Annotated in this window: 21 protein-coding genes, 2 tRNA genes and 1 other RNA gene; 2 read left to right on the top strand and 22 right to left on the bottom strand. The window is 27.6% G+C overall.

Features of this window, described 5'->3' with window-relative positions; genetic code table 11:
* Nucleotides 1-2: 2 nt before the first annotated feature.
* From ACYUCG_RS13875 to cpa, 13 genes are all read right to left on the bottom strand, one after another.
* Nucleotides 3-437, bottom strand: coding sequence for a hypothetical protein (locus ACYUCG_RS13875; RefSeq protein ID WP_460268772.1), 435 nt, complete (start codon nt 435-437; stop codon nt 3-5).
* 346 nt (nt 438-783) lie between these two features.
* A complete protein-coding gene (locus ACYUCG_RS13870) occupies nt 784-1587 on the bottom strand; it encodes a hypothetical protein (RefSeq protein WP_415319884.1) in 804 nt (267 codons plus the stop codon).
* Nucleotides 1588-1723: 136 nt separating this feature from the next.
* A complete protein-coding gene (locus ACYUCG_RS13865) occupies nt 1724-2158 on the bottom strand; it encodes a hypothetical protein (RefSeq protein WP_460268771.1) in 435 nt (144 codons plus the stop codon).
* Nucleotides 2159-2400: 242 nt separating this feature from the next.
* Nucleotides 2401-3687, bottom strand: a complete 1287-nt coding sequence (gene brnQ / locus ACYUCG_RS13860) for a branched-chain amino acid transport system II carrier protein (RefSeq protein WP_460268770.1) — start codon at nt 3685-3687, stop codon at nt 2401-2403.
* Between the two features lie 446 nt (nt 3688-4133).
* A complete protein-coding gene (locus ACYUCG_RS13855; RefSeq protein ID WP_228572310.1) occupies nt 4134-4637 on the bottom strand; it encodes a hypothetical protein in 504 nt (167 codons plus the stop codon).
* Nucleotides 4638-4802: 165 nt separating this feature from the next.
* An RNA gene (gene ffs, locus ACYUCG_RS13850) (signal recognition particle sRNA large type) lies at nt 4803-5067 on the bottom strand.
* Nucleotides 5068-5069: 2 nt separating this feature from the next.
* Nucleotides 5070-5159, bottom strand: a tRNA-Ser gene (locus ACYUCG_RS13845).
* A gap of 250 nt (nt 5160-5409) precedes the next feature.
* Nucleotides 5410-6198, bottom strand: coding sequence for a prolipoprotein diacylglyceryl transferase (gene lgt / locus ACYUCG_RS13840; RefSeq protein ID WP_164806807.1), 789 nt, complete (start codon nt 6196-6198; stop codon nt 5410-5412).
* A gap of 266 nt (nt 6199-6464) precedes the next feature.
* Nucleotides 6465-7184 (bottom strand): TIGR03943 family putative permease subunit, encoded by a 720-nt coding sequence (locus ACYUCG_RS13835; protein ID WP_460268769.1) that lies wholly within the window; start codon nt 7182-7184, stop codon nt 6465-6467.
* Between the two features lie 12 nt (nt 7185-7196).
* On the bottom strand, nt 7197-8090 hold the full coding sequence (locus ACYUCG_RS13830; RefSeq protein ID WP_060794581.1) for a permease: 894 nt from the start codon (nt 8088-8090) through the stop codon (nt 7197-7199).
* 2 nt (nt 8091-8092) lie between these two features.
* On the bottom strand, nt 8093-8677 hold the full coding sequence (locus ACYUCG_RS13825) for a GTP-binding protein (RefSeq protein ID WP_060794580.1): 585 nt from the start codon (nt 8675-8677) through the stop codon (nt 8093-8095).
* 19 nt (nt 8678-8696) lie between these two features.
* Nucleotides 8697-9623, bottom strand: a complete 927-nt coding sequence (locus ACYUCG_RS13820; RefSeq protein ID WP_197908085.1) for a CobW family GTP-binding protein — start codon at nt 9621-9623, stop codon at nt 8697-8699.
* A gap of 187 nt (nt 9624-9810) precedes the next feature.
* A complete protein-coding gene (gene cpa, locus ACYUCG_RS13815; protein ID WP_057258320.1) occupies nt 9811-11007 on the bottom strand; it encodes an alpha-toxin in 1197 nt (398 codons plus the stop codon).
* Nucleotides 11008-11336: 329 nt separating this feature from the next.
* Between cpa and ACYUCG_RS13810 the strand changes: the two genes are divergently transcribed.
* Nucleotides 11337-12809 (top strand): protein adenylyltransferase SelO, encoded by a 1473-nt coding sequence (locus tag ACYUCG_RS13810; protein ID WP_460268768.1) that lies wholly within the window; start codon nt 11337-11339, stop codon nt 12807-12809.
* Nucleotides 12810-12906: 97 nt separating this feature from the next.
* Here ACYUCG_RS13810 and ACYUCG_RS13805 read toward each other — a convergent pair whose 3' ends face one another.
* From ACYUCG_RS13805 to ACYUCG_RS13775, 7 genes are all read right to left on the bottom strand, one after another.
* On the bottom strand, nt 12907-13569 hold the full coding sequence (locus ACYUCG_RS13805) for a glucosaminidase domain-containing protein (protein WP_221400435.1): 663 nt from the start codon (nt 13567-13569) through the stop codon (nt 12907-12909).
* A gap of 109 nt (nt 13570-13678) precedes the next feature.
* A complete protein-coding gene (locus ACYUCG_RS13800; RefSeq protein WP_060794577.1) occupies nt 13679-14044 on the bottom strand; it encodes a ribosomal maturation YjgA family protein in 366 nt (121 codons plus the stop codon).
* A 113-nt stretch (nt 14045-14157) separates the two neighbouring features.
* Nucleotides 14158-14616, bottom strand: coding sequence for a hypothetical protein (locus ACYUCG_RS13795; RefSeq protein WP_003450846.1), 459 nt, complete (start codon nt 14614-14616; stop codon nt 14158-14160).
* 62 nt (nt 14617-14678) lie between these two features.
* On the bottom strand, nt 14679-15110 hold the full coding sequence (locus ACYUCG_RS13790; RefSeq protein WP_003472656.1) for a nucleoside deaminase: 432 nt from the start codon (nt 15108-15110) through the stop codon (nt 14679-14681).
* A 2-nt stretch (nt 15111-15112) separates the two neighbouring features.
* On the bottom strand, nt 15113-16378 hold the full coding sequence (locus ACYUCG_RS13785; RefSeq protein ID WP_415319878.1) for an HlyC/CorC family transporter: 1266 nt from the start codon (nt 16376-16378) through the stop codon (nt 15113-15115).
* A 145-nt stretch (nt 16379-16523) separates the two neighbouring features.
* Nucleotides 16524-16598 (bottom strand) — tRNA-Arg (locus ACYUCG_RS13780).
* Between the two features lie 54 nt (nt 16599-16652).
* On the bottom strand, nt 16653-17222 hold the full coding sequence (locus tag ACYUCG_RS13775; RefSeq protein WP_060796725.1) for a TetR/AcrR family transcriptional regulator: 570 nt from the start codon (nt 17220-17222) through the stop codon (nt 16653-16655).
* A gap of 163 nt (nt 17223-17385) precedes the next feature.
* Between ACYUCG_RS13775 and ACYUCG_RS13770 the strand changes: the two genes are divergently transcribed.
* Nucleotides 17386-18270 carry a phosphatidylserine decarboxylase gene (locus tag ACYUCG_RS13770; protein WP_460268767.1) on the top strand — a complete coding sequence of 295 codons (885 nt, stop codon included), beginning with the start codon at nt 17386-17388 and terminating at the stop codon, nt 18268-18270.
* Between the two features lie 189 nt (nt 18271-18459).
* Here the strand turns inward: ACYUCG_RS13770 and ACYUCG_RS13765 are convergent, their stop codons facing one another.
* Both ACYUCG_RS13765 and ACYUCG_RS13760 read right to left on the bottom strand, forming a co-directional pair.
* The gene (locus ACYUCG_RS13765) at nt 18460-19599 is read right to left on the bottom strand and encodes a Card1-like endonuclease domain-containing protein (protein ID WP_460268766.1); all 1140 of its coding nucleotides are present in this window, start codon (nt 19597-19599) and stop codon (nt 18460-18462) included.
* A 134-nt stretch (nt 19600-19733) separates the two neighbouring features.
* Nucleotides 19734-20324 carry a DUF2441 domain-containing protein gene (locus ACYUCG_RS13760; protein WP_460268765.1) on the bottom strand — a complete coding sequence of 197 codons (591 nt, stop codon included), beginning with the start codon at nt 20322-20324 and terminating at the stop codon, nt 19734-19736.
* Between the last annotated feature and the right edge of the window lie 17 nt (nt 20325-20341).

Raw genomic sequence — 20341 nt, 5'->3', positions numbered from 1 at the left:
ATCTAATCACCAAAATTACAATCTTTCTTCTTAGTCAATACAAAACCTATAAAAGAAACTAATAGTATTAAAATTATCCAATAACATAATCTTGATATTATATAAGTGCCATTAGTTACTTCAATTGCTTTAGAATTTAATATGTAAATATTATTAGTGAATAATAATTTACTATTATCAATAGCCATATTAATACCATTTAATATAATTATTAAAATAAAAGAAAGAGCTCTTTTTTTAAAAATTAAATTAAATACAATAAATAAAATAGAAATAAAAACTAAGTATAACATAACAAAGATATTGGTAATAAATACATATGATATAGGAGTTAAACTGTCAGTAACAAGTTTAACAGTATCATCAGCAAAATCTAAGTTTATTTTATTTGAACTTATATCCAAAAAGTATTCACTCCATGAATTATCAAAACTCATAAAACTTCCCATTAGTATAGATATAATATTTATAGCTATAAGGAACATTATAGAAAAAATTAAAGCTGTAAGTATATTTGCTATATACATTTCTTGCCTTGAAGCAAATTTAATACTTAAATAATTATAAAAATTCTTTTTCTCAAAAATATTGTAAATCATAATTAAAAAAATTAAACTTGTGAAATAGAATAATGCTAAATATGAAAAGTTAGACCAAATAAAATCATAAACATTATAACTTCTACCATCAAAAATTAATGATAATAATAATGAAAACTGATAAATCACTAATATAGTAAAAAACATTAATAACTTTGTAGAATGAATTTTAAATGATATATAATTATAAATCCTTTTCATTTTTAATAACCACTCCTATATAAAATAAAGCTACTCCTACAATAAATATTAATAATGGATAAATTACTACATTGGGAAGGGTGGTCATAGATCTTTTCAAAGAGATAACTCTCGCTAAATGAAAATCAAAAATCCTATTAATTCCCAATCTTTCTACTATAGTTCCACAAAAAATGTAATAAAAGAATGGGGTAATTAAAACTAAATATCTATTTTTAACCCAAGCTGATATACCTAAAGCTAATGTTGCTGTAACCATATACGCTATACTAAATAATAAAATAATTATTAAAGCATATATTAATCTTGTATCTCTCGAATCAAGTAAATAACTTAATGGTCCATTTATATTATTAGTATAAGAAGCAATCTGAGGATTTCTAATACCAACTGCAACTACTAAAAAAATAAGCATAAAAAGGCTTGATGCCCCTGCAACTAATGCACTAGAAATACTGTTTACTATAACTTTAATAGAAACATATTTTTTTAATGGCATCCTTGTATAAATAAACTTTGTGAATCCACTTTCTTTTTCTTGTAAGTATGAATCTGAAAATATAATAGTTGATAATAGTGGAAATACTATAACTATAGTACTTGACATTACGATTAGAAAAGCATCTATTGCATCAAAAGTTGGATATTGCGAAATATACCTTATTGATTCAAAGCCAAACTCTTTCATAAATGCTGCAATGAAAATCCCTAGTGTAATTGAAAAAGATATAATAGCATTTTTTCCAAACAAAGCTCTTTTTAATTCGTTTTTAAAATAATATTTCAAATTTAAAACACATCCTTCATCTTCTAAAATGTAGTTTATCTTGTAAAAATAACTCAACTATAGATTATATGTTTATAGTTGAGTTATAAATTAAAAATATCTTTTAATGTTAATTATATATTGTTATCATTTTTTATTAAGGATAAATTTTTCCTTTCACATCACATTCATTCCATGTATATGCATCTGTTTTTATTTTGGCATAAACTTTGTGACCATAATAATCACTTCCATAACTTCCTTTATAGTAGGCCCTTGATGGATTCCCACTTGTTGTAGTGCCCTCAAAATGACCAGTACCAGTAAGTTCAGTTCCAGCACTGTTACATATCCACCAGTCAACCCCTGAACCTGGCCAACCAAAATATGATACATAATTCTCTGCGTAATTGTCCCTATTAGTTTTAGTTACGCTACTAGTAGTCATATATCCTGTTTTTGGCAATCTAAAACTATAGATAATTGGAGTTTGTGCATAAGTACTTTGTGCAGCATAAGCAACTTGTCCTATTAAAGATATACCTAATGCTGCAGATAAAATTAATCCTGATCTTTTTAATGATTTTTTCATGTTTATTCCCCCTATAAATCATATTTTCAATAAAAATTTTATACTTTTATACCTTTTTTGTAAATCAATTAATATTTAACCATATTTTTCATTTATTTTATTTTATTTTTATTTTTTTAATTTTTATTTTATAAAATAATTAAAGATATTTATAAAATTGAAATAAATTTTATAAATATCTTTATTTTTTAATCAATATATTACTATTTAACTAATTATATGTTAAATACATTTATACTAATTTAACAATCTTCTTCTAAAGATACAACTTCTCTTTTTCTAAATACTAACCATGCTATTAAGCCACCAACTATAGCTGGGACAACCCAGTTAAATCCTAGGTTTGCAAGAGGTAACTTATGAACAAATTCAATTTTTATTCCTAAGCTATCAATTACAGTAAGTAAGCTTATTAAAAGAGTTGCATAAGTAGCTCCTTTTACCACTACATCATTTGGAATGAATTTTTCAAATATATTCATTACTACTAATAATATAGAAACTGGATAAATTAAACTTAGTACAGGTACTGCAATTTCTATTATTTTATCTACTCCTAAATTAGAAGCTAATGCACTAAATACACATATTGCTATTACTATATATTTGTATTTTAATTTTTTGTTAGATACATCTTCAAAATATTTAGCCGTAACAGAAGTTAATCCTACAGCCGTTGTAAGACAAGCAAGTCCTATTACTATTGCTAACATAATAGTACCTGTTGAACCTAAAATTGCATTAGTTATATTCATAAGTAATGTTGTTTGTGAAATACTGCTATCATATAAAGTTGAAGAGGTAGCCCCTAAGAATGTTAATCCTCCATAAACAATAGCTAGTCCAATACATGCAATTAAGGCAGATTTTATTGTAAGCATTCTATTTTCGTTTTTATCCTTATAGCCTTTACTTGCAAATGAAGCCATAACAAATGCTACAATCCCTCCAGTTCCTAAAGCATCCATTGTTTGATATCCTTGAGTAATTCCAGTCATAAATAACTTACCTGAATTAACTTTTTCTAAATCTCCAATAGGATTTATAATACCCTTTATTATTAATACTGCTAATGATATAAGTAATAATGGTGTTAGAACCTTTCCAATTATATCCATAACCTTATTAGGCTTTATTGTAAGCACAAAAACTATTAAAAAGAATATTACTGAAAATACATATGGATTTATATTCCCTAAAAGTGGAGAAATACTCATTTCAAATGTTGTTGCTGCAGTCCTTGGCACTACTAATATAGGTCCTAAACAAAGCATCATTAAAATTTCTAAGGTAATACCAAACTTCTTACCTGCTCTTCCAACAACACCTTGGAAAGATCCTGCCTTAGAAACTGCAACTATGGATAAAAATATTATTCCTACGTCTGATATTATGAATCCTAAAAAACTAATTAACCATTCACTTCCTGATGTTAATCCTATGTATGGAGGAAATATTAGATTTCCAGCCCCAAAGAATATAGAGAATAAGGCAAATCCTATTACTAATATATCTTTCTTTTTGTTCATTTTTTACAACCCCAATCTAATTAATTTATATTTTTCATATAAAAAAGCCACATAGTGTAAAACTATGTGGCCTTAGTGCCTTAAATAAAAAGCCACATAGTGTTTATCTATGTGGCTCTACATGCATTTTAAACTTAGCCATCATAGATACAAACCCTAGTTTGCATCTATGAGTCTTTTATATATCATAAACGCAAACTTAACTATAATAGCTAAAGTAAAAGGTATTTAATTTTGAAGCTCTAGTTAAATTTAAATTTTTCATACTATCATACTCTCCAAATTTCAATTTATTATCTTAATAGAATTTTAATTGTTAAACCATAAAAAGTCAATAGGAATTAATGATATAATATTAAAAAAACTTTGAAAATTCTATAAATAACATAAAATAACTTTGTTTAAATTTAACTTACTTATTTTTTATAACTAATATTATTAATTTATTAGCATCCAGCATAGTAAACTAATATTTTATCTACTAAGTTAGATACCTCCTTATTACTTTCTATAAAAATCTTTGCATTACTTTTTATAATTTCTTTATCATGAGAATTTTTCATTGTCTCTAAAGAAGTTTTAGCTTTATTTAAATGACTCAATATATCATCATTATATGAAACAAATGCCTCTGGAACCTTTAAACCTTGGAAATCTTCTACTAAACACTGAAAAAAATTATTTGACTTCTCTAACTGCTGAATCATTATATCATTTAATTTGCCAGTTTCAGATATTGTTCTCATATTTTTTATAGAGCCATCTACACTCATATTAACAATAGTTGATGAAATTTTTTCTATATACTCTTCTTCGTCTTTACGTTTCTCTTCTTCCCTACTCTTTTCTCTAGGAATATTGATTGCATTTTTTTCACCGCTTGTACTACATCCAAGAACGAAAAGCGATAAAGTTACCCACAGTATTCCTACTAAAAGTTTTCTTCCCATAACTTCCTCCGTAAAATTACATTTTTGTCATAAGCATACGTACATAATTATACCAACAAGTCTAAAACTTTTTATTAATGTTTCGTAAACATATAGAAAACATAATTTTACAAAATAAAAAAAACTCTTAACATACTCTGTTAAAAGTTTAATTACATAATAAAACCGTGCACCTCACTTCGACAATAACTTATGAACGTTACCTATGCAGTTAGCTCAAGCCAGACGTATCCACGGCACATGAAAATGACTGCTTATCGCTGCTTCCTTCCGGACCTGACGAGGTTCACAGGTTTCCATTGCGTGGGGCCCAACTCTCAACACCACTTACATAGGGCAGACTCCACAAGTTAGAGCCTCTATGAGGACTTCGATCCTGCTGTAGCGGATTGCAGGTTACAGGGCACCGCTAACTCCCCATCTAGCACGGCATGGCGGAGAGAGAGGGATTTGAACCCTCGGTAGAGTTTCCCCTACACACGCGTTCCAGGCGTGCTCCTTCGACCACTCGGACATCTCTCCATAATAAATATTAATTTGTAATACTTTTTCATTCTAACATATAAGTCTAACCAATTCAATACTGAAAATTTAATTATAATTATTATACTTATATGAATAAAATTAGTATAAATTAGAAATTTTAATTTGAACAATACTTTTATCCTATATTTATTTTAATATAATCACTTAAAAATGAGCTGTATCAAAGCTTAAAAAGAAAATTAAAAATAATATCTTCTAAATAAAATTGATACAGCCACATATAAATCTAATTTATAAATATACCTTTTCTCTTTTTCTTTCCTCTTGAAACAATAATTATTATTGCCACAATTCCAATAATAATTCCTAGTAAGCTAACTAATTGAGCAACTCTAATATTCATAAAATATAAACTATCTGTTCTTAGCCCTTCAATAAAGAATCTTCCTAGAGAATATAAAGATATATAAGCAGAAATAACTACACCCTTATATCTATCTGTAATATTATATAAAATTATCATCAATAAAATGGCCACAAATATATCCCATATACTTTCATATAAGAATGTAGGGTGATAATATTCTCCATTTATGTACATACCCCTTTGAATAAACTCAGGAAATTTACTGATAAACTCACTAGTTACTTGTCCACCATGCGCCTCTTGGTTAAAGAAATTCCCCCATCTACCTATTCCTTGGGCTAATATAAAAGCTGGAGCAACAATATCTGCATAGGCTAAAAAATCTACTTTTTTAACCTTACAATAAATAAACGCAGTTAAGAAAGCTCCTATTATTCCTCCATGAATTGCTAAGCCACCTTGTCTTATGTTTATCATATCCCAAAAGCTATGATAATTTTCAAGCTCAAAAAGCACGTAATATGCTCTAGCCCCTATAATAGCAAAAGGAAAGCACCATAAAAATAAATCTAAGATAACATCAAAGTTTAAATTCTTTTTCTTTGCGTTAATACTTACTAAGGTCATTGCAATTAAAATTCCTAATGCTATGATTATGCCATACCATCTTACTTCAAAACTACCAATTGAAAATGCTACTGGATTCATCTAACCTCTCCCATTCCTTTTAATTTTTTATAATAATACTACAGTAAAATTATTAAGTAAATATGTATCATTCTCATTTAAATAAAAATATTATAAAAAAACTTAATAATAAAATCTGTAATATAACAGTCTTATTATTAAGCTTCTATCTTATCTATTTAGTTTTATATTTAGAATCCTGTTTTAAGCTAGTATTAATTTTTATTGATATATTCATACATAAGATAATTTATTGAAAAGTCTCTTTAATTTTTTATTGATTAAATTTACTGTAATGTATCTGTGTAAAATACATTTATAAATGGAATTTCAATTTCTTCTCCTGCACTATTTTTAATCTTTTTAGATTCAACTAATCCCTTAACTTTTATTTCACTTCCATTTTTTAAATCTGGCAAATCGCCCTTGCATAATACTCCTAAGTACACTGAATCAGCTATGCAGCAAGTCATATCTATTTGAGTAATTGCAAATTCTTCTTTTTCATATAATTCACTAACATATAAAAGCCCTTCTATAGAAATTTCTTTTCCTACAAAATCTTCTAGATGAAGTATTAATTCTTCTAAGGAACTATGAAAATTTTTCTCTGTAAATACTAAAGCTTCATTACTATTTAATTTTTCATTAGAGTGCAGGTGATTATGTTCACTCTCTTTATGTCTATCATGATATAACTTAACCCCTTTTAAGTTTAAGGATACCTGATTAATATTTAATCCATTGGCTATATTTAAAATAACTAAAGCAAAAATAAAAATTAAATATCCACTCTTAAAACTTCTTCTAGTTGATGTTTTAAAAATATTGAAAAATTGTATAACTAAAATCAAAAATAATAATATTATGGACAAAATTACATATGCCTTCATATCTCTTGATATAATCAAAAAAATCTTTTCACTCATAAACATTTTTACTATTAAATATTCAAAGCAAAATAATATAAGAAACCATATAAATTCACTAAAATTAAATTTTCTCATAAAGGTTCCTCCTTAAAATATCAAAGCTGAAGCTATGAAACAAAGTGAAAAGACTACAAATAAAAGTTTAATAACAAATGATTTTTTAAATATAGAAAATAACATTATTGTATTTTTTAAATCTATCATGGGACCTATAATCAAAAATCCAGTTATTGATCCTAAAGAAAATCTATTCATAAAGGTACTAGCAACAAAGGCATCTGCCTCTGAACACAAGGAAATTAAGAATGAAAAAGCCATAAGGATTATTATTGATAAAACTGCACTATTTTCAAAATAAAAAATAATATCCCTTGGTACAAAGGTTTGAAATATGGCAGCTAAAGTTGCTCCAACTATAAAATATTTTCCTATTTCATAAAACTCTAAGGATGTATGTTTTAAAAGCCTTATTGGTTTACTAGAATTATCATCTATCTCTGAACATCCACAAAGACATTTTCCTTGTAATTCTCCCTCACCATTATCTATGAAAATATTATTTTCTCCACTTAAACAAAGCATAAGTAGCCCAGCTATGACAGCTATTGAAAAGCCTACGCCCACTCTCAACAATACTACCTTTATGTTTCCATCAAAAGCATAATATGTTGACAATATAACCAGTGGATTAACTATAGGAGCCGCCAACATGTAAGTTATAGCCACATTTAAAGGTACCTTTTTATTTAATAATCCCTTTGTTATAGGCACTGTGGCACATTCACAAACAGGTAAAAAAACTCCTATTATCCCAGCTTCAATTGATCCTAATAATTTATTTTTAGATATGATTTTATTAAAAATATTATTTGAAATATAAACTTGCATAAAGGAAGCTAGCACTGCCCCTATAAGTATAAAAGGCAGTGCTTCTATTACTATACTAGAAAAGACTATAGAAAATTTATTTAAAAGCTCCATATTTATCCCATCATCCTGTTTATAAGTCTTTCTTTGTTAAAGTTCATATTAGTTCCTTCCTTACCTATGCAATTAACTATATGGGCATTATGATTAAATCTTTCTATCATATCTTTATATTCTTTTAAAGCATTTTCACTTATTTCATTACATTTATTTAAGACAATAAGATTGCTTAGTGATATGTTGGGTATTATCATTGAAGGTATGTTCTTTAAAAACATATTAAAAGTTGTCATATCAATTAAATTAACTATAATCCCAATCTTTAAATATTCCTTAAGCTTACTATTTGTAACTTTATCTATAAACTTTTTAGTTTCACTAACCCCATTGCACTCAATAAAAACTCTCTTAGGCGCATAAAACTTTAAGCTTCTTATTAAATCCTCTTCCTTTAATTCATCCATGCTATAAAACTTTTTTACATTAATATTTTTCCTACAATTTATTAATTCTTCCTGCCCACGCTCACATTGTATTACTAAAACCTCCTCCTTAGAAAAATCATCTAAAATGTGATTTATTAAGGATGTTTTTCCTGATGATAAAAAACCTGTTATTAAATCAACTGAACATTTTTTCACATAACCCTCTCCCTTATTTTTAAGAAAATAATTTATCTATGCTATCTTTATTTAAATTTCTTCCTATAACACAAACTCTGCCTGTATAATCACTTTTATAATTAACAATAGAAATATCATTTGGTACAAAATCAAATTTAAACCACTTATTATCTTTAGATTTTATTATTCCCTTTGCCCTTAAAACCTCACCATGCTTGTTGTTTTGAAATTCATTTAAAATTTTTACTAACTCAGAATATTCAAAGGTTTTTGGTGTCTCCACTCCCCAATTTTCAAAGAACTCAGGTGCAAAAACTCTTCTTAAACCTATTCTTTTAGGCTTTTTAATATTTATATTTTCTATTAAACTTTCAACTTTTTTCTCTGAAACTTGAATTATTCTTTCTGAGCTTAACTTACTTAACTCAGTGGTTATAATGTTAGCCTTATTGTTTATTGTTTTTATTTCATTACAAACATGAGTAATTTCCTTATCAGAAAGTTTTTCTACCCTAGTTAATATTATTGTGTTTGCATTTACTAATTGACTTCTATAAAAATCTCCAAAGTTTTTCATATACATATGAACATTTTGAGCATCAACCATGGTTATTTTCATATTTATTCTTAAGCCCTCTATATGAGCTTCTTTTATAGATTCAAGAACTTGAGAAAAATTAGCTACTCCTGAAGGTTCAATTATGATTCTATCTGGTCTGTAATTTGATATTATGTCTAAGATATTTTGTTTAAAGTCACCCTTTATGGTGCAACATATACACCCAGAATTAATTTCTTTTACTTCAATTCTTCTATCTTTAAGTAAATCTCCATCAATTCCAACTTCTCCATATTCATTTTCCACAATAGCTACCTTTTCATCCTTTACTAAGGTATCTAAAAGCTTTTTTATTAAAGTAGTTTTGCCAGCTCCTAGGAATCCTGAAATTATATCTACTTTCATTTAATCCTCCTAATATAGAAACCATATTCTTATTGATTATATTCTTAAAACAAAAGGATTATTACTTAAAGTAATAATCCCTAAATCACTAAAAATAAGTAAAATAAAAGCTTAAGAAAGACTTTATCTTTCCTAAGCTTTTATTTTGTAAATACCACCAAAACCAATAATTATTTTTTTACTTTTATTATTTTATATTATAAGTTGAATTTCCTGAAATCCACTCATTTATATCTTTGTCTACTACAACTTTTCCATTTGCTATTACCTTTATGTTTTCTGGCTTATAAGCATCTGGGAATGCTGTATATTTTCTTTTTCTAATCCACATATTTTGTATATCATCAATTTTTAGATTTTCATCTTTTAATTTGAAAGTATAAGTGTCTTTACTTCCAGTCATAAAATCATTTCCTGGGTTGTCCATTTCCCATTCTTGAGTTTTTCCATCCTTTGTTTTGATTCCAAAATACATGTAGTCATCTGTTCCAGCATCTTTTTCACCACTAGTTGATATGTAAGCTACTAGTTCTTTTACATTCTTTCCAACTGATGGATCATTACCCTCTGATACATCGTGTAAGAATCTATAAATATATCCCGCTGTTCCTTTTTGAGAGTTAGCTAGAGTTACCTTTGCTGCATAATCCCAATCATCCCAACTATGACTCATGCTAGCATGACTATAGTATATTGATTTTCCTGTTTTAGCAAAACCTCTTGCATATTCTTTTGACCATGCATTAAAATCTTTGTTTTTTAAGATATCAGCATAAAAATCCTCATTAGTTTTGCAACCTGCTGTGTTTATTTTATACTGTTCTTTTCTTTCCTCTGCAAAAGTCTCAAACTTAACATGTCCTGCGCTATCAACTGCAGTAACATTAGCAGGATGATATGGAGTATCTATATCTCCAAAATAGTGCATAGCCTCTCCAAGATAGAATGTAGCTTGTTTATAGTTTCCTCTTTGCCATTCATATCTAGCTAACGCTGAAAATTTTCTTATTTGTGATTCCCCTGTGTCAGGTATAGAATAAGCTAAATACCAACTATTATCCTTTGAGAAATTATTATCTGTATCAGGATCCCAGAAGTGATCTTGATATAGATCATAGGCATTCTTATCATAATCTGGATAAGTAGAACCTAATTGAAGCTCATGCATGTTCTCTTTTAAAATCTCTAAGTTTTTTCTTACACTTTCTGGTTCATTTTTGGACAGATCATTTTCTAAGATTGAAATTCCTTGAGTTACAATCATAGCATGAGTTCCTGTTCCATCAATTTTTCCATCCCAAGCGTAGACTTTAGTTGATGCCCCAGCCCATAGGCTAGTTGCTAGCGTAGCACAAATAAGTGCCTTACAAATCTTTCTTTTCATTTTTATATCCCCCGTTAATTTTTTTCAAGTATTAATCTCCCCTTTTTTGATAACGATTAACACTTGCACTGAAATTATACCATATAATTACCATAACCTCACTAATTTTTGAATATTTTTTAAAATATTTTTGAATACAATTCAAATTTCAATTAAACACCTCTAACCTTACCCGCTCTAAATTGTTAAACTTATTTTTAATATAAAAATTTACAATTATTAGTGCTATAATAAGTTAAATCTTGTTTTTTAATTTAATAAAAAATTTTACGCATAATATAAGGGATGGAATAAAATTTGAAATAAATTATAAGGCAAAGGATTTTAATATGGATAATAAAAATTTTCAATCAAAAACAGGTTTTAACTTAGAAAACACCTATTCAACTCTTCCAAATATATTCTTTAGCGAGCAAAATCCCAAGGGTTCAAAAAATCCTAAACTTATTAAGTTTAATACTTCTCTTGCTGAAGAACTTGGACTTAATAAAGAAGTTTTAAACAGCGATTTTGGACTTAATATATTTGCAGGAAATGAAACCTTTCCAGGGATTATACCAATTGCACAGGCTTATGCTGGGCACCAATTTGGTCATTTTACAATGCTAGGAGATGGTAGAGCACTCTTATTAGGAGAACATGTAACTAAAGATGATAAAAGATATGATGTTCAATTAAAAGGGTCTGGTAGAACAATCTATTCAAGAGGTGGAGATGGAAAGGCTGCCCTTGCACCTATGCTTAGAGAATATATAATAAGTGAAGGTATGCATGGTCTTGGAATTCCTACAACTAGGAGCCTCGCGGTAGTAAGTACTGGTGAAGAAGTTTTAAGAGAAAGATTCGAACAAGGTGCTATATTAACAAGAATAGCTTCTAGTCACATTAGAGTTGGAACTTTTGCTTATGCAGCTCAATGGGGTACTTTAGAGGATCTTAAAAGTCTTGCTGACTATACTATTAAAAGACACTTTCCTAATATAGCTAAGAGTGAAAATAAATATATTTTATTTCTTGAAGAGGTAATAAATCGTCAAGCTGAACTTATAGTTAAGTGGCAAAGTGTTGGATTCATTCATGGGGTTATGAACACTGATAATATGGTAATCTCAGGAGAAACTATAGATTATGGACCATGTGCATTTATGGATACTTATGATACAAACACAGTATTTAGTTCTATTGATTATGCTGGTAGATATGCCTATGGAAATCAACCTAATATGGCCTTATGGAACTTAGCTAGATTCTCAGAAGCACTACTTCCTCTTCTAAACCCTAACCTAGATGAGGCTGTTAATATTGCTAAAAAGTCCATATCAAACTTTTCTAAACTATATAAAAAATATTGGTTCAATAAAATGAGAGCTAAACTTGGTCTTTTTACAGAAAAAGAAAATGATGAATTGCTAATTGAAGGGCTTTTAAGCACAATGCAAAAATATGAAGCAGATTTTACTAATACCTTTGTATCTTTAACTCTTAATAAATTTGAAGATGAAAAAGTATTTAATAGTGATGAATTCAAAACTTGGTATGCTCTTTGGAAAAATAGATTAAAAGAAGAAAATAGACCAAAGGAAGAAGTAAGGAATTTAATGATGAATAATAACCCTTATATAATTCCTAGAAATCACTTAGTTGAAGAAGCTCTTAAAAATGCTGAAAAAGGTGATTTTACTTTTATGGATAATCTATTAGAAGCACTAAAGAATCCTTATAGTTATTCTAAGGATTTAGAAAAGTACACTAAGTTACCTGAGAAAAGTAACACTCCTTATGTAACATATTGTGGAACTTAAAATTTAATTATATAAATTAATGGGATATAAAAAGCTTTTTTATAAGCTTTTTATATCCCAATTTTTATACCTAAATTTCTTATATAATTTCTCTAACTTAAAATATATTCATTACCTCCATGTCTTTATTTCCTGCCCCTTCCATCATCTCATTGTACATTCCAAGAATTTCTTCTCCATAGGTAGGGCTTGGTGCCCAATTTTTGCTTAAATCAATTACCGAATTAGCTTTCCCAAATATTGAAGCAAAGTGTCTAGGATCCTTTGTTTCAGCCTTTGGATATCCTTCTGCCCCTGCATATAAGGCTAAATGATCTAAATGAGCCTTTACTCCCTCATTCCAATTTTTAAATTTCATATGAGCTTTAGGGTCTTTATCGCTCCCACCCTTATTTGTTTTTAACCCACATGGATTGTGATATGAAGCATCTAATACCCCTCCAAAATTACCATAGGCAGTTTCCTTAGCTGCTTGTACATACGCTAAAGCTGGATTAACATCCCCATGTTCATCTGAATATTCCCAATATAAATCAGCAAGTTCAACAAATTCCTTAGTGGCTCCTTTTCCTTGTGCCCATTTCTTAGCATCATTTACTGTTATAAAAACATCTGAAACTATTGGTATATCCTCTTCTGTTTCTATTTCTATTTTTACACTCTGCGCCTCTGTTACATGAACCACATCTATGTTTATAATTGTTAACATTACTAATATTGCTACTATTAAAGTTTCTATGTTAAATTGGTCTTCCTTCACAATAGGATCCTCCTAATACTATTACATAATATTCTCTATAAATAATATGCTATCCTATTCTTATTTATGTAAAAAAAGTGAGCCCAAAACTTGAGCTCACTAAAAATCATTACTCTTTATTGATAACTTCCCAAAAGATTAAAATTAAAGTTCCTACAAAATAGCATATAATATCTTTTACATCAAAGGATGTCCCTATAAGTATTGTAAAAAATCTACTATTTTGAAGATGTAATAACTCAACTATTCTAAAGTATTGTAAAATCTCAACTAAAACACCAAATAAAAAGATATATATGGGTAAATTTTTTATTTTTCTTTTTATTATTCCTCTTATAAATGTGTATATAACTATTACAACTAAAACATCACCTATATAAGGTCTAATAAAATTATCATGTACAAATAGTGCAATAAAAACCTCAATAATTAATAAGATTAAAAAGGCAACTAAATATCTTTTATTTATTTTCATAAAAACACTTCTTTCAAATTAATTTCTTTAGATAAAAACACTATAAATTTTTATTAATTATAGCACATAAAGAAAAATCAGTAAGTAAAGCTTTACTTACTGATTAAAAAATATTATGAAACCTTTAGTGATCTTATTTTACATTCTTTTTGTAAGTAGTTATCTTTTATATAGTTGAAAACTTCTTTATAGTCCTCTTCACCATATTTTTTAACTAACATAACATTTAAACTTGTACCAAACCATACTCTACAGAAAGAAGGATCTATCATTAATTTTGCCCCTTCTTTACCATTTATTCTTACATTTTCATCTTCTAATAATGTATTAAAGTGATTTATAAGCCCCATCATTATTCTGTCACCCATTTTAGGATCTTCATCAGCTATTGTAACGAAGTAATATGACCAAGCATATAAAAGATTTTCTTCTATAGCTATTCCTGCCACTTTTTCTCCTATAGTTTCATTAAAACATCTATGCATATAGTAAGATAATTTCTTTATGTTTTCTTCAAATTTCTTTTCATAGAAATTCATTTCATATCCTACCATCATATCTAATTTGCTCATAATGCACCCCCACCAATATTTGTATTCTCAGTATAACATAAAAAGGGTAAGTAAATCATTACTTACCCTCGTCTATCTTTGAAAAATTTTGTTAATATTTTACTACATTTTTCATCATTCTCCCAAACTACTTCAAGAAAATAATTTAGATTATGATTTTGAAGAATATTAACTACAGAACCAGCTGCTCCTGTTGTATCATCAAAGGTACCAATATAAATTTTTGAAAGTCTACTTTGAAGAATAGCTCCAGCACACATAGGACAAGGCTCTAAAGTAACATACATCTCGCAACCATTAAGTCTCCAATTATTTAGTTTATTACAAGCTTCTCTTATGGCAAGAATTTCTGCATGGGCTGTTGGATCTTTTAAGGTCTCCTTTAAATTATGAGCCCTTGCAATGATTTCTCCATTCTTTACTATTACAGCTCCTACAGGAACTTCTCCCTTTTCTCTTGCTTTTTCTGCCTCTTCCAAAGCTAAACTAAGCACCCTTAACTCTCCTCTTTTTCTCGTTTATATGTGTAAACTCTAACCTTTTTTACCCTATTTCTATCTAATTCTTCAACAATAACTCTAAAGTCATTAGTTTTAATTTCCTCTCCAACCTTAGGCATTCTTCCTAAATAACCTATTACATATCCTCCAATAGAATCAAATTCCTCAGATTCTATTTCAAATCCTATCATATCGCTTAAGTCAGAAAGTCTTGTGCTACCATCTACTACGAACTCATTTTCTTTGATAACTTCTATATCTTTATCTCTCTCATCGTATTCATCTTCAATATCTCCTACGATTTCTTCTATTAAGTCCTCAATAGTAACAATACCAACTGTTCCACCATATTCATCTAGTACTACTGCTATGTGATTTCTAGTTGTTTTCATCTCTGCAAATAATTCTGTTATCTTTTTAAATTCAAAGGTTCTAAAAGGTTCTCTCATGTATTCTGTTACATTGAAATTTTCTTCATCACTATCTAAAAGAATTAAATCTTTAACATTTAAAATTCCAACAATATCATCTATTGATTCATTATAAACTGGTATTCTTGAAAATTGTTGTTCTTTTATTACTTTTAATACTTCTTCATAGGTAGCTGTAACATTTACTGCAATGACATTTACCCTTTGAACCATTATATCTTTTACTTGAAGATCTCCAAATTCAAAAACATTGAATATCATTTCTTTTTCTTCAACTTCAAGAACTCCCTCTTCTTCACTTACATCAACCATTGTTTTTAATTCTTCCTCTGTTATAAATGGCTCACTTTTATTTAAATCTCCACCTAATAATCTTACTATTAGGGATGATACTGAAGAAAATAACCAAACAAGAGGTTTGAAAACTGTAACCACTATATTTATTATAGGAGCTACGCCTAAAGAAACCTTTTCTGCATTTTGCTTAGCTAAGGATTTAGGTGTTATTTCTCCAAATATTAATACTAGTATTGTCATAACTCCAGTAGCTAAAGCAACTCCACCATCACCAAATATTCTAAACGCAAGTGTTGATGCTAATGATGATGCACCTATATTAACTATATTATTTCCTATTAAGATTCCACCTAATAATTTATTAGGATCTTCTAATAATTTTTCTAATAACTTAGCTCCTTTTACTCCCTCATCAACCATATGCCTTACTCTTATTCTGCTTAAAGCCATTAAAGCTGTTTCTGAGGCTGAAAAAAATCCTGATAAAATTATCAAGATAATAAGAAGCACAATTTGAAACGTATATGGGTCCAAATAAACCCCTCCTATTATTCTATATATTTTTCTTCTTTTTTTATTTTCCTATATAATTATTATATTATACAAAAATTTCATATTAAATAATAATATTTAAAAAACTCCATATAAATATGGAGTTTTTCCTTCACAGTTAAAACCATGGTATCCCCAGTAGGAATCGAACCTACATTTATCCCTTAGGAGGGGATTGTTCTATCCATTGAACTATGGAGACTTATTTGAATTTTATAATAATTTTAACTCTTTAACTAATATATGTCAACAAATCTTATTTTATCACTATGCCATCTAAGATGTTAATTGTAATTTCATCTATAACCTTATTAACATTAAACTCCTTATCCCTACTTAATTCATATAGTGATGTTGATATAAGACTTCCAAATAAACTGTGAGCTAGTAAGGAAATATCACAATCTCTTATTTGTTTTTTTGAAATAGCTTCTTTTAATATTCTCTCTATTCCTTCAATATACTCAGTTATTTTATTTCTTAGTTCATCCTGCCTAGTTTCTTTTCCCCAAAGCTGACTCATTACCATTTTAAAAAATGCTCTATTTTCATATAATAATTCAAATTGCATTTTAAAAAGTTTTTTTAATTTTTCTATAGGCTCATCTTCTAAATTTTCTATCTTAGTTAATTTTTCATGCCAAATTTCTAACCCCTTGCTAATTACAAAATTAAAAATTTCCTCTTTACTTTTAAAATTATAATAAAGTGTTCCCTTAGCAACATTAGCTTTGGATGCAATTTCATCTACAGTTGATCCATTATAACCTGAAGTAGCAAAAACGTTTATAGCTGCTTCAAAAATAGCTTTCTTAGTTCTATTCATACTACCCACTCCAACACTTATTCTTAAAACAATTTAATCATATACCACTTATTTTATTTAATCAATAATATAAATTTGTAATTTCTTGTTTACAAGTTGAATTTATATATATAATAATATAATATATGTATTTAACATAATTTTTAAAGGGAGATTATAATTTATGATAAAAATTTATAACAGGAAAACAAAAGCTTATGATGTTGAGCAAGTAGCTGGTCTTAAATATATAAATTGGTCTTATGCATCTCCTATAGGAAAAAGCTTCTTAGAATTATTTATTAAAAAGAAGATGTTCTCAAAACTTTACGGAAATTTTTGCGATTCTTCTTTAAGTAAGAAAAAAATTAAAGCCTTTATTGATGAGTTTAATATTGATATGTCTCTTTGCAATAAAAATATAGATGAATTTGAAAACTTTAATGATTTCTTTGCAAGGACCTTAACTCCTGAAGCTAGACCTATTGATTATAGTGAGAATATTTTAATTTCTCCTGGAGATGGCAGATTATCTGCATTTGAAAATATAGATCTTAATAAAGTTGTTCAGATAAAAGGATATACATATTCTTTAAAAGAATTAATAGATGATCCTAAAGTAGCTGAAGAATTTGAAGGTGGAACTTGTCTTATACTAAGATTATGCCCAACTGACTATCATAGATTTCACTTCGTAGATAGTGGAACTTGTAGTGAAAGCAAGAAAATTTCAGGTTTTTATTATTCAGTTAATCCTATAGCTCTTAATAATATATCTGAACTTTTCTGCAAGAACAAAAGAGAATGGTCTATTTTTAACTCTGATAATTTTGGTGAAATTCTTCATGTAGAAGTTGGTGCTACTTGTGTTGGTACAATACTTCAAACATATTCTCCTGAAAAGAGAGTAAAAAAAGGAGAGGAAAAAGGATACTTTAAGTTTGGTGGTTCAACTACTATCTTATTCTTTAAGAAAGATGCTATAAAAATAGATAGTGATATAGTTGAACAAACTAAATTAGGTTTTGAAACTAAAGTTAATATGGGTGAAACTATTGGTCACAAATAGTTAAAAAGGGCGTGTATCAAAATAACTTTTATAAAACTTACAAACAGTATGAAGAGAAATTTAGTAATTCTCGGAATATGTTTGTAAGTTTTATTATATTTTGATACAGCCCCTTTTTATAAAATAAGATTATAGGAGAATTTAAATTTATTTTCTCCCTATTTTCTTTATTTATCCCAAATAAAAATTTTATTTTATTATTTTTTCTAATTCTTCTTTAAATGCTTTTTTATTCCCATCAAAAACAACTAAGTTTATCCCCATCTCTTTAGCTCTTTTTGAAATAGATGATTTAATTGGAGGGTGTGTTGCTACTAATATTTTTATTACATTTTCTCCTCCTAATTGCTCAGAATAAACATTTAATTCATTTAAGGCAACTTCATCATATTTTTTTGAATCCTTACAAGAAACACAAATAAGCACTGAATCCTTTATGGCAACAACATCTAGCTCATTTTTAACTCTAGATTCTTTATCATTCCAAAGAAATAATAAACCACTTTTTATATCATCAATGCTTTTTATTTCTTCAATAATATTTTTTGTTAAAACTTCAAGCCATGTTCCACTTTTAAAAATAAATCCTTTTATAAATTCATTTTGGAATGTTACCTTTAAACATTGCTCTAATTCTTTTACTTTTATTTGGCCATTTTTCTCTAAAAAGTTAAGTATTTTATCAAGAAGCATAACTTCTTCTCTGCTCAATAATTCCTTATCTATTTTTATACTTCTAGGATTTGATTCATCATGGATAAAAACAGAATTATCACTTAACCTTATTTTATACTTTTTCCAAAGATCTAAATTATCAGCTATATAGTTAGTCATAATCTCTATAATATTTATCTCTGAAATTTCTGTTGAATCCACAACAATAGAAGCCCCTATACTATCTATAATGTCTTCCACATCCAAATCTACAAAATTACAATTTTTACATTGTACACTTTCTAAATTTAACTTTAAAAGTTCCTCTTTAGGTATATCAAGAAAGAATCCATCTATATTATGTTTTAACGCTATGGTATACATTATTAAAATATCCTTTTTATCCCCTTGATTTAAACATATAGCTACGTTCTTGCTTTTTATTTTTTTTATAATTTCTTCTATGGATGAAATAGTATCCTTCCCTAATTTTTCATCACTAAAATTGCAATTAGGAAATTTATTTAAATAAAACTGTTTCAATGAATTTAAAACCTTTAATTCTTCATCCTTTTTATATAAATATATTATCTCTTTAGGCTTTAACTTTTCAGCTAATAAAATACTTGATTCATTATGTTCATCTAAAATCGTAATTATAAAATCATAATTCATATTATCACCTTTAGCATATTATTTTATCTTATTTATAAGATAATCGGACTAAAATTCTTGATGAATTAAGCTCATTTTATAATTATTTTCACCTAAGTAAATTTTTTTATTCTAACTTAAATACACTATTATACCTAATTAAACTCTTCAACAATTTCTACAACTTCTATCCTGCCATCTATAATTGTTTCTATTAATTCATTTTCACAAAACTCATTATTCCAATAATTTTTAGCAAATTCAAATTGTTTCTTTATTGAAACTGTCTCAGTTTTTATATTGTATGAATTGCCATCAAAGGAATTTCCCATTGCCTTTAATTTTACTATTTGAAATGTAGGTCTACCAAAATAAATAAAACTTTTTGCCCATTTCTTAGCATCTTTTAAATCTCTTGATACATATAAACAGGCCATTCTTGAAGGAGCATTAATATTTTCTTTTCTTCTCTCAATTTCTAATATTAACTCTCTATAACCCTTTGTTGACCATTCTAAGTAATTACTTAATATCTCAGTATCCTCTTTATTTAAATTAAGTTTTCCATCCTTAATATTTTCTCTTACTATTTCAATTGCTGTCTTTCCCTTTGAATTTCTAAAATCAAAATTTAAACTTCTCTCATATACTCCATTATGATTATCCTTATCAAAAATTATAACTTGTCCTAATTTCATAGGTTTTTCTGTAACAACATGATAAAAATATTGTTCCTCTTTTTTCATAACTCTCTCCTTTTGTA

The organism is Clostridium sp. CTA-17 (assembly GCF_054767895.1).
Note: the sequence above shows the minus strand (reverse complement) of the source record. Positions and strands in the feature narration are given on the sequence as shown.

Excerpts from the sequence above, each read along its gene's own strand:
- ACYUCG_RS13875 (WP_460268772.1), bottom strand. The coding sequence starts at position 437 with ATGAGTTTTGATAATTCATGGAGTGAATACTTTTTGGATATAAGTTCA.
- ACYUCG_RS13865 (WP_460268771.1), bottom strand. The coding sequence starts at position 2,158 with ATGAAAAAATCATTAAAAAGATCAGGATTAATTTTATCTGCAGCATTA.
- brnQ (WP_460268770.1), bottom strand. The coding sequence starts at position 3,687 with ATGAACAAAAAGAAAGATATATTAGTAATAGGATTTGCCTTATTCTCT.
- ACYUCG_RS13855 (WP_228572310.1), bottom strand. The coding sequence starts at position 4,637 with ATGGGAAGAAAACTTTTAGTAGGAATACTGTGGGTAACTTTATCGCTT.
- lgt (WP_164806807.1), bottom strand. The coding sequence starts at position 6,198 with ATGAATCCAGTAGCATTTTCAATTGGTAGTTTTGAAGTAAGATGGTAT.
- ACYUCG_RS13835 (WP_460268769.1), bottom strand. The coding sequence starts at position 7,184 with ATGAGAAAATTTAATTTTAGTGAATTTATATGGTTTCTTATATTATTT.
- ACYUCG_RS13830 (WP_060794581.1), bottom strand. The coding sequence starts at position 8,090 with ATGGAGCTTTTAAATAAATTTTCTATAGTCTTTTCTAGTATAGTAATA.
- ACYUCG_RS13820 (WP_197908085.1), bottom strand. The coding sequence starts at position 9,623 with ATGAAAGTAGATATAATTTCAGGATTCCTAGGAGCTGGCAAAACTACT.
- cpa (WP_057258320.1), bottom strand. The coding sequence starts at position 11,007 with ATGAAAAGAAAGATTTGTAAGGCACTTATTTGTGCTACGCTAGCAACT.
- ACYUCG_RS13810 (WP_460268768.1), top strand. The coding sequence starts at position 11,337 with ATGGATAATAAAAATTTTCAATCAAAAACAGGTTTTAACTTAGAAAAC.
- ACYUCG_RS13800 (WP_060794577.1), bottom strand. The coding sequence starts at position 14,044 with ATGAAAATAAATAAAAGATATTTAGTTGCCTTTTTAATCTTATTAATT.
- ACYUCG_RS13795 (WP_003450846.1), bottom strand. The coding sequence starts at position 14,616 with ATGAGCAAATTAGATATGATGGTAGGATATGAAATGAATTTCTATGAA.
- ACYUCG_RS13775 (WP_060796725.1), bottom strand. The coding sequence starts at position 17,222 with ATGAATAGAACTAAGAAAGCTATTTTTGAAGCAGCTATAAACGTTTTT.
- ACYUCG_RS13770 (WP_460268767.1), top strand. The coding sequence starts at position 17,386 with ATGATAAAAATTTATAACAGGAAAACAAAAGCTTATGATGTTGAGCAA.
- ACYUCG_RS13765 (WP_460268766.1), bottom strand. The coding sequence starts at position 19,599 with ATGAATTATGATTTTATAATTACGATTTTAGATGAACATAATGAATCA.
- ACYUCG_RS13760 (WP_460268765.1), bottom strand. The coding sequence starts at position 20,324 with ATGAAAAAAGAGGAACAATATTTTTATCATGTTGTTACAGAAAAACCT.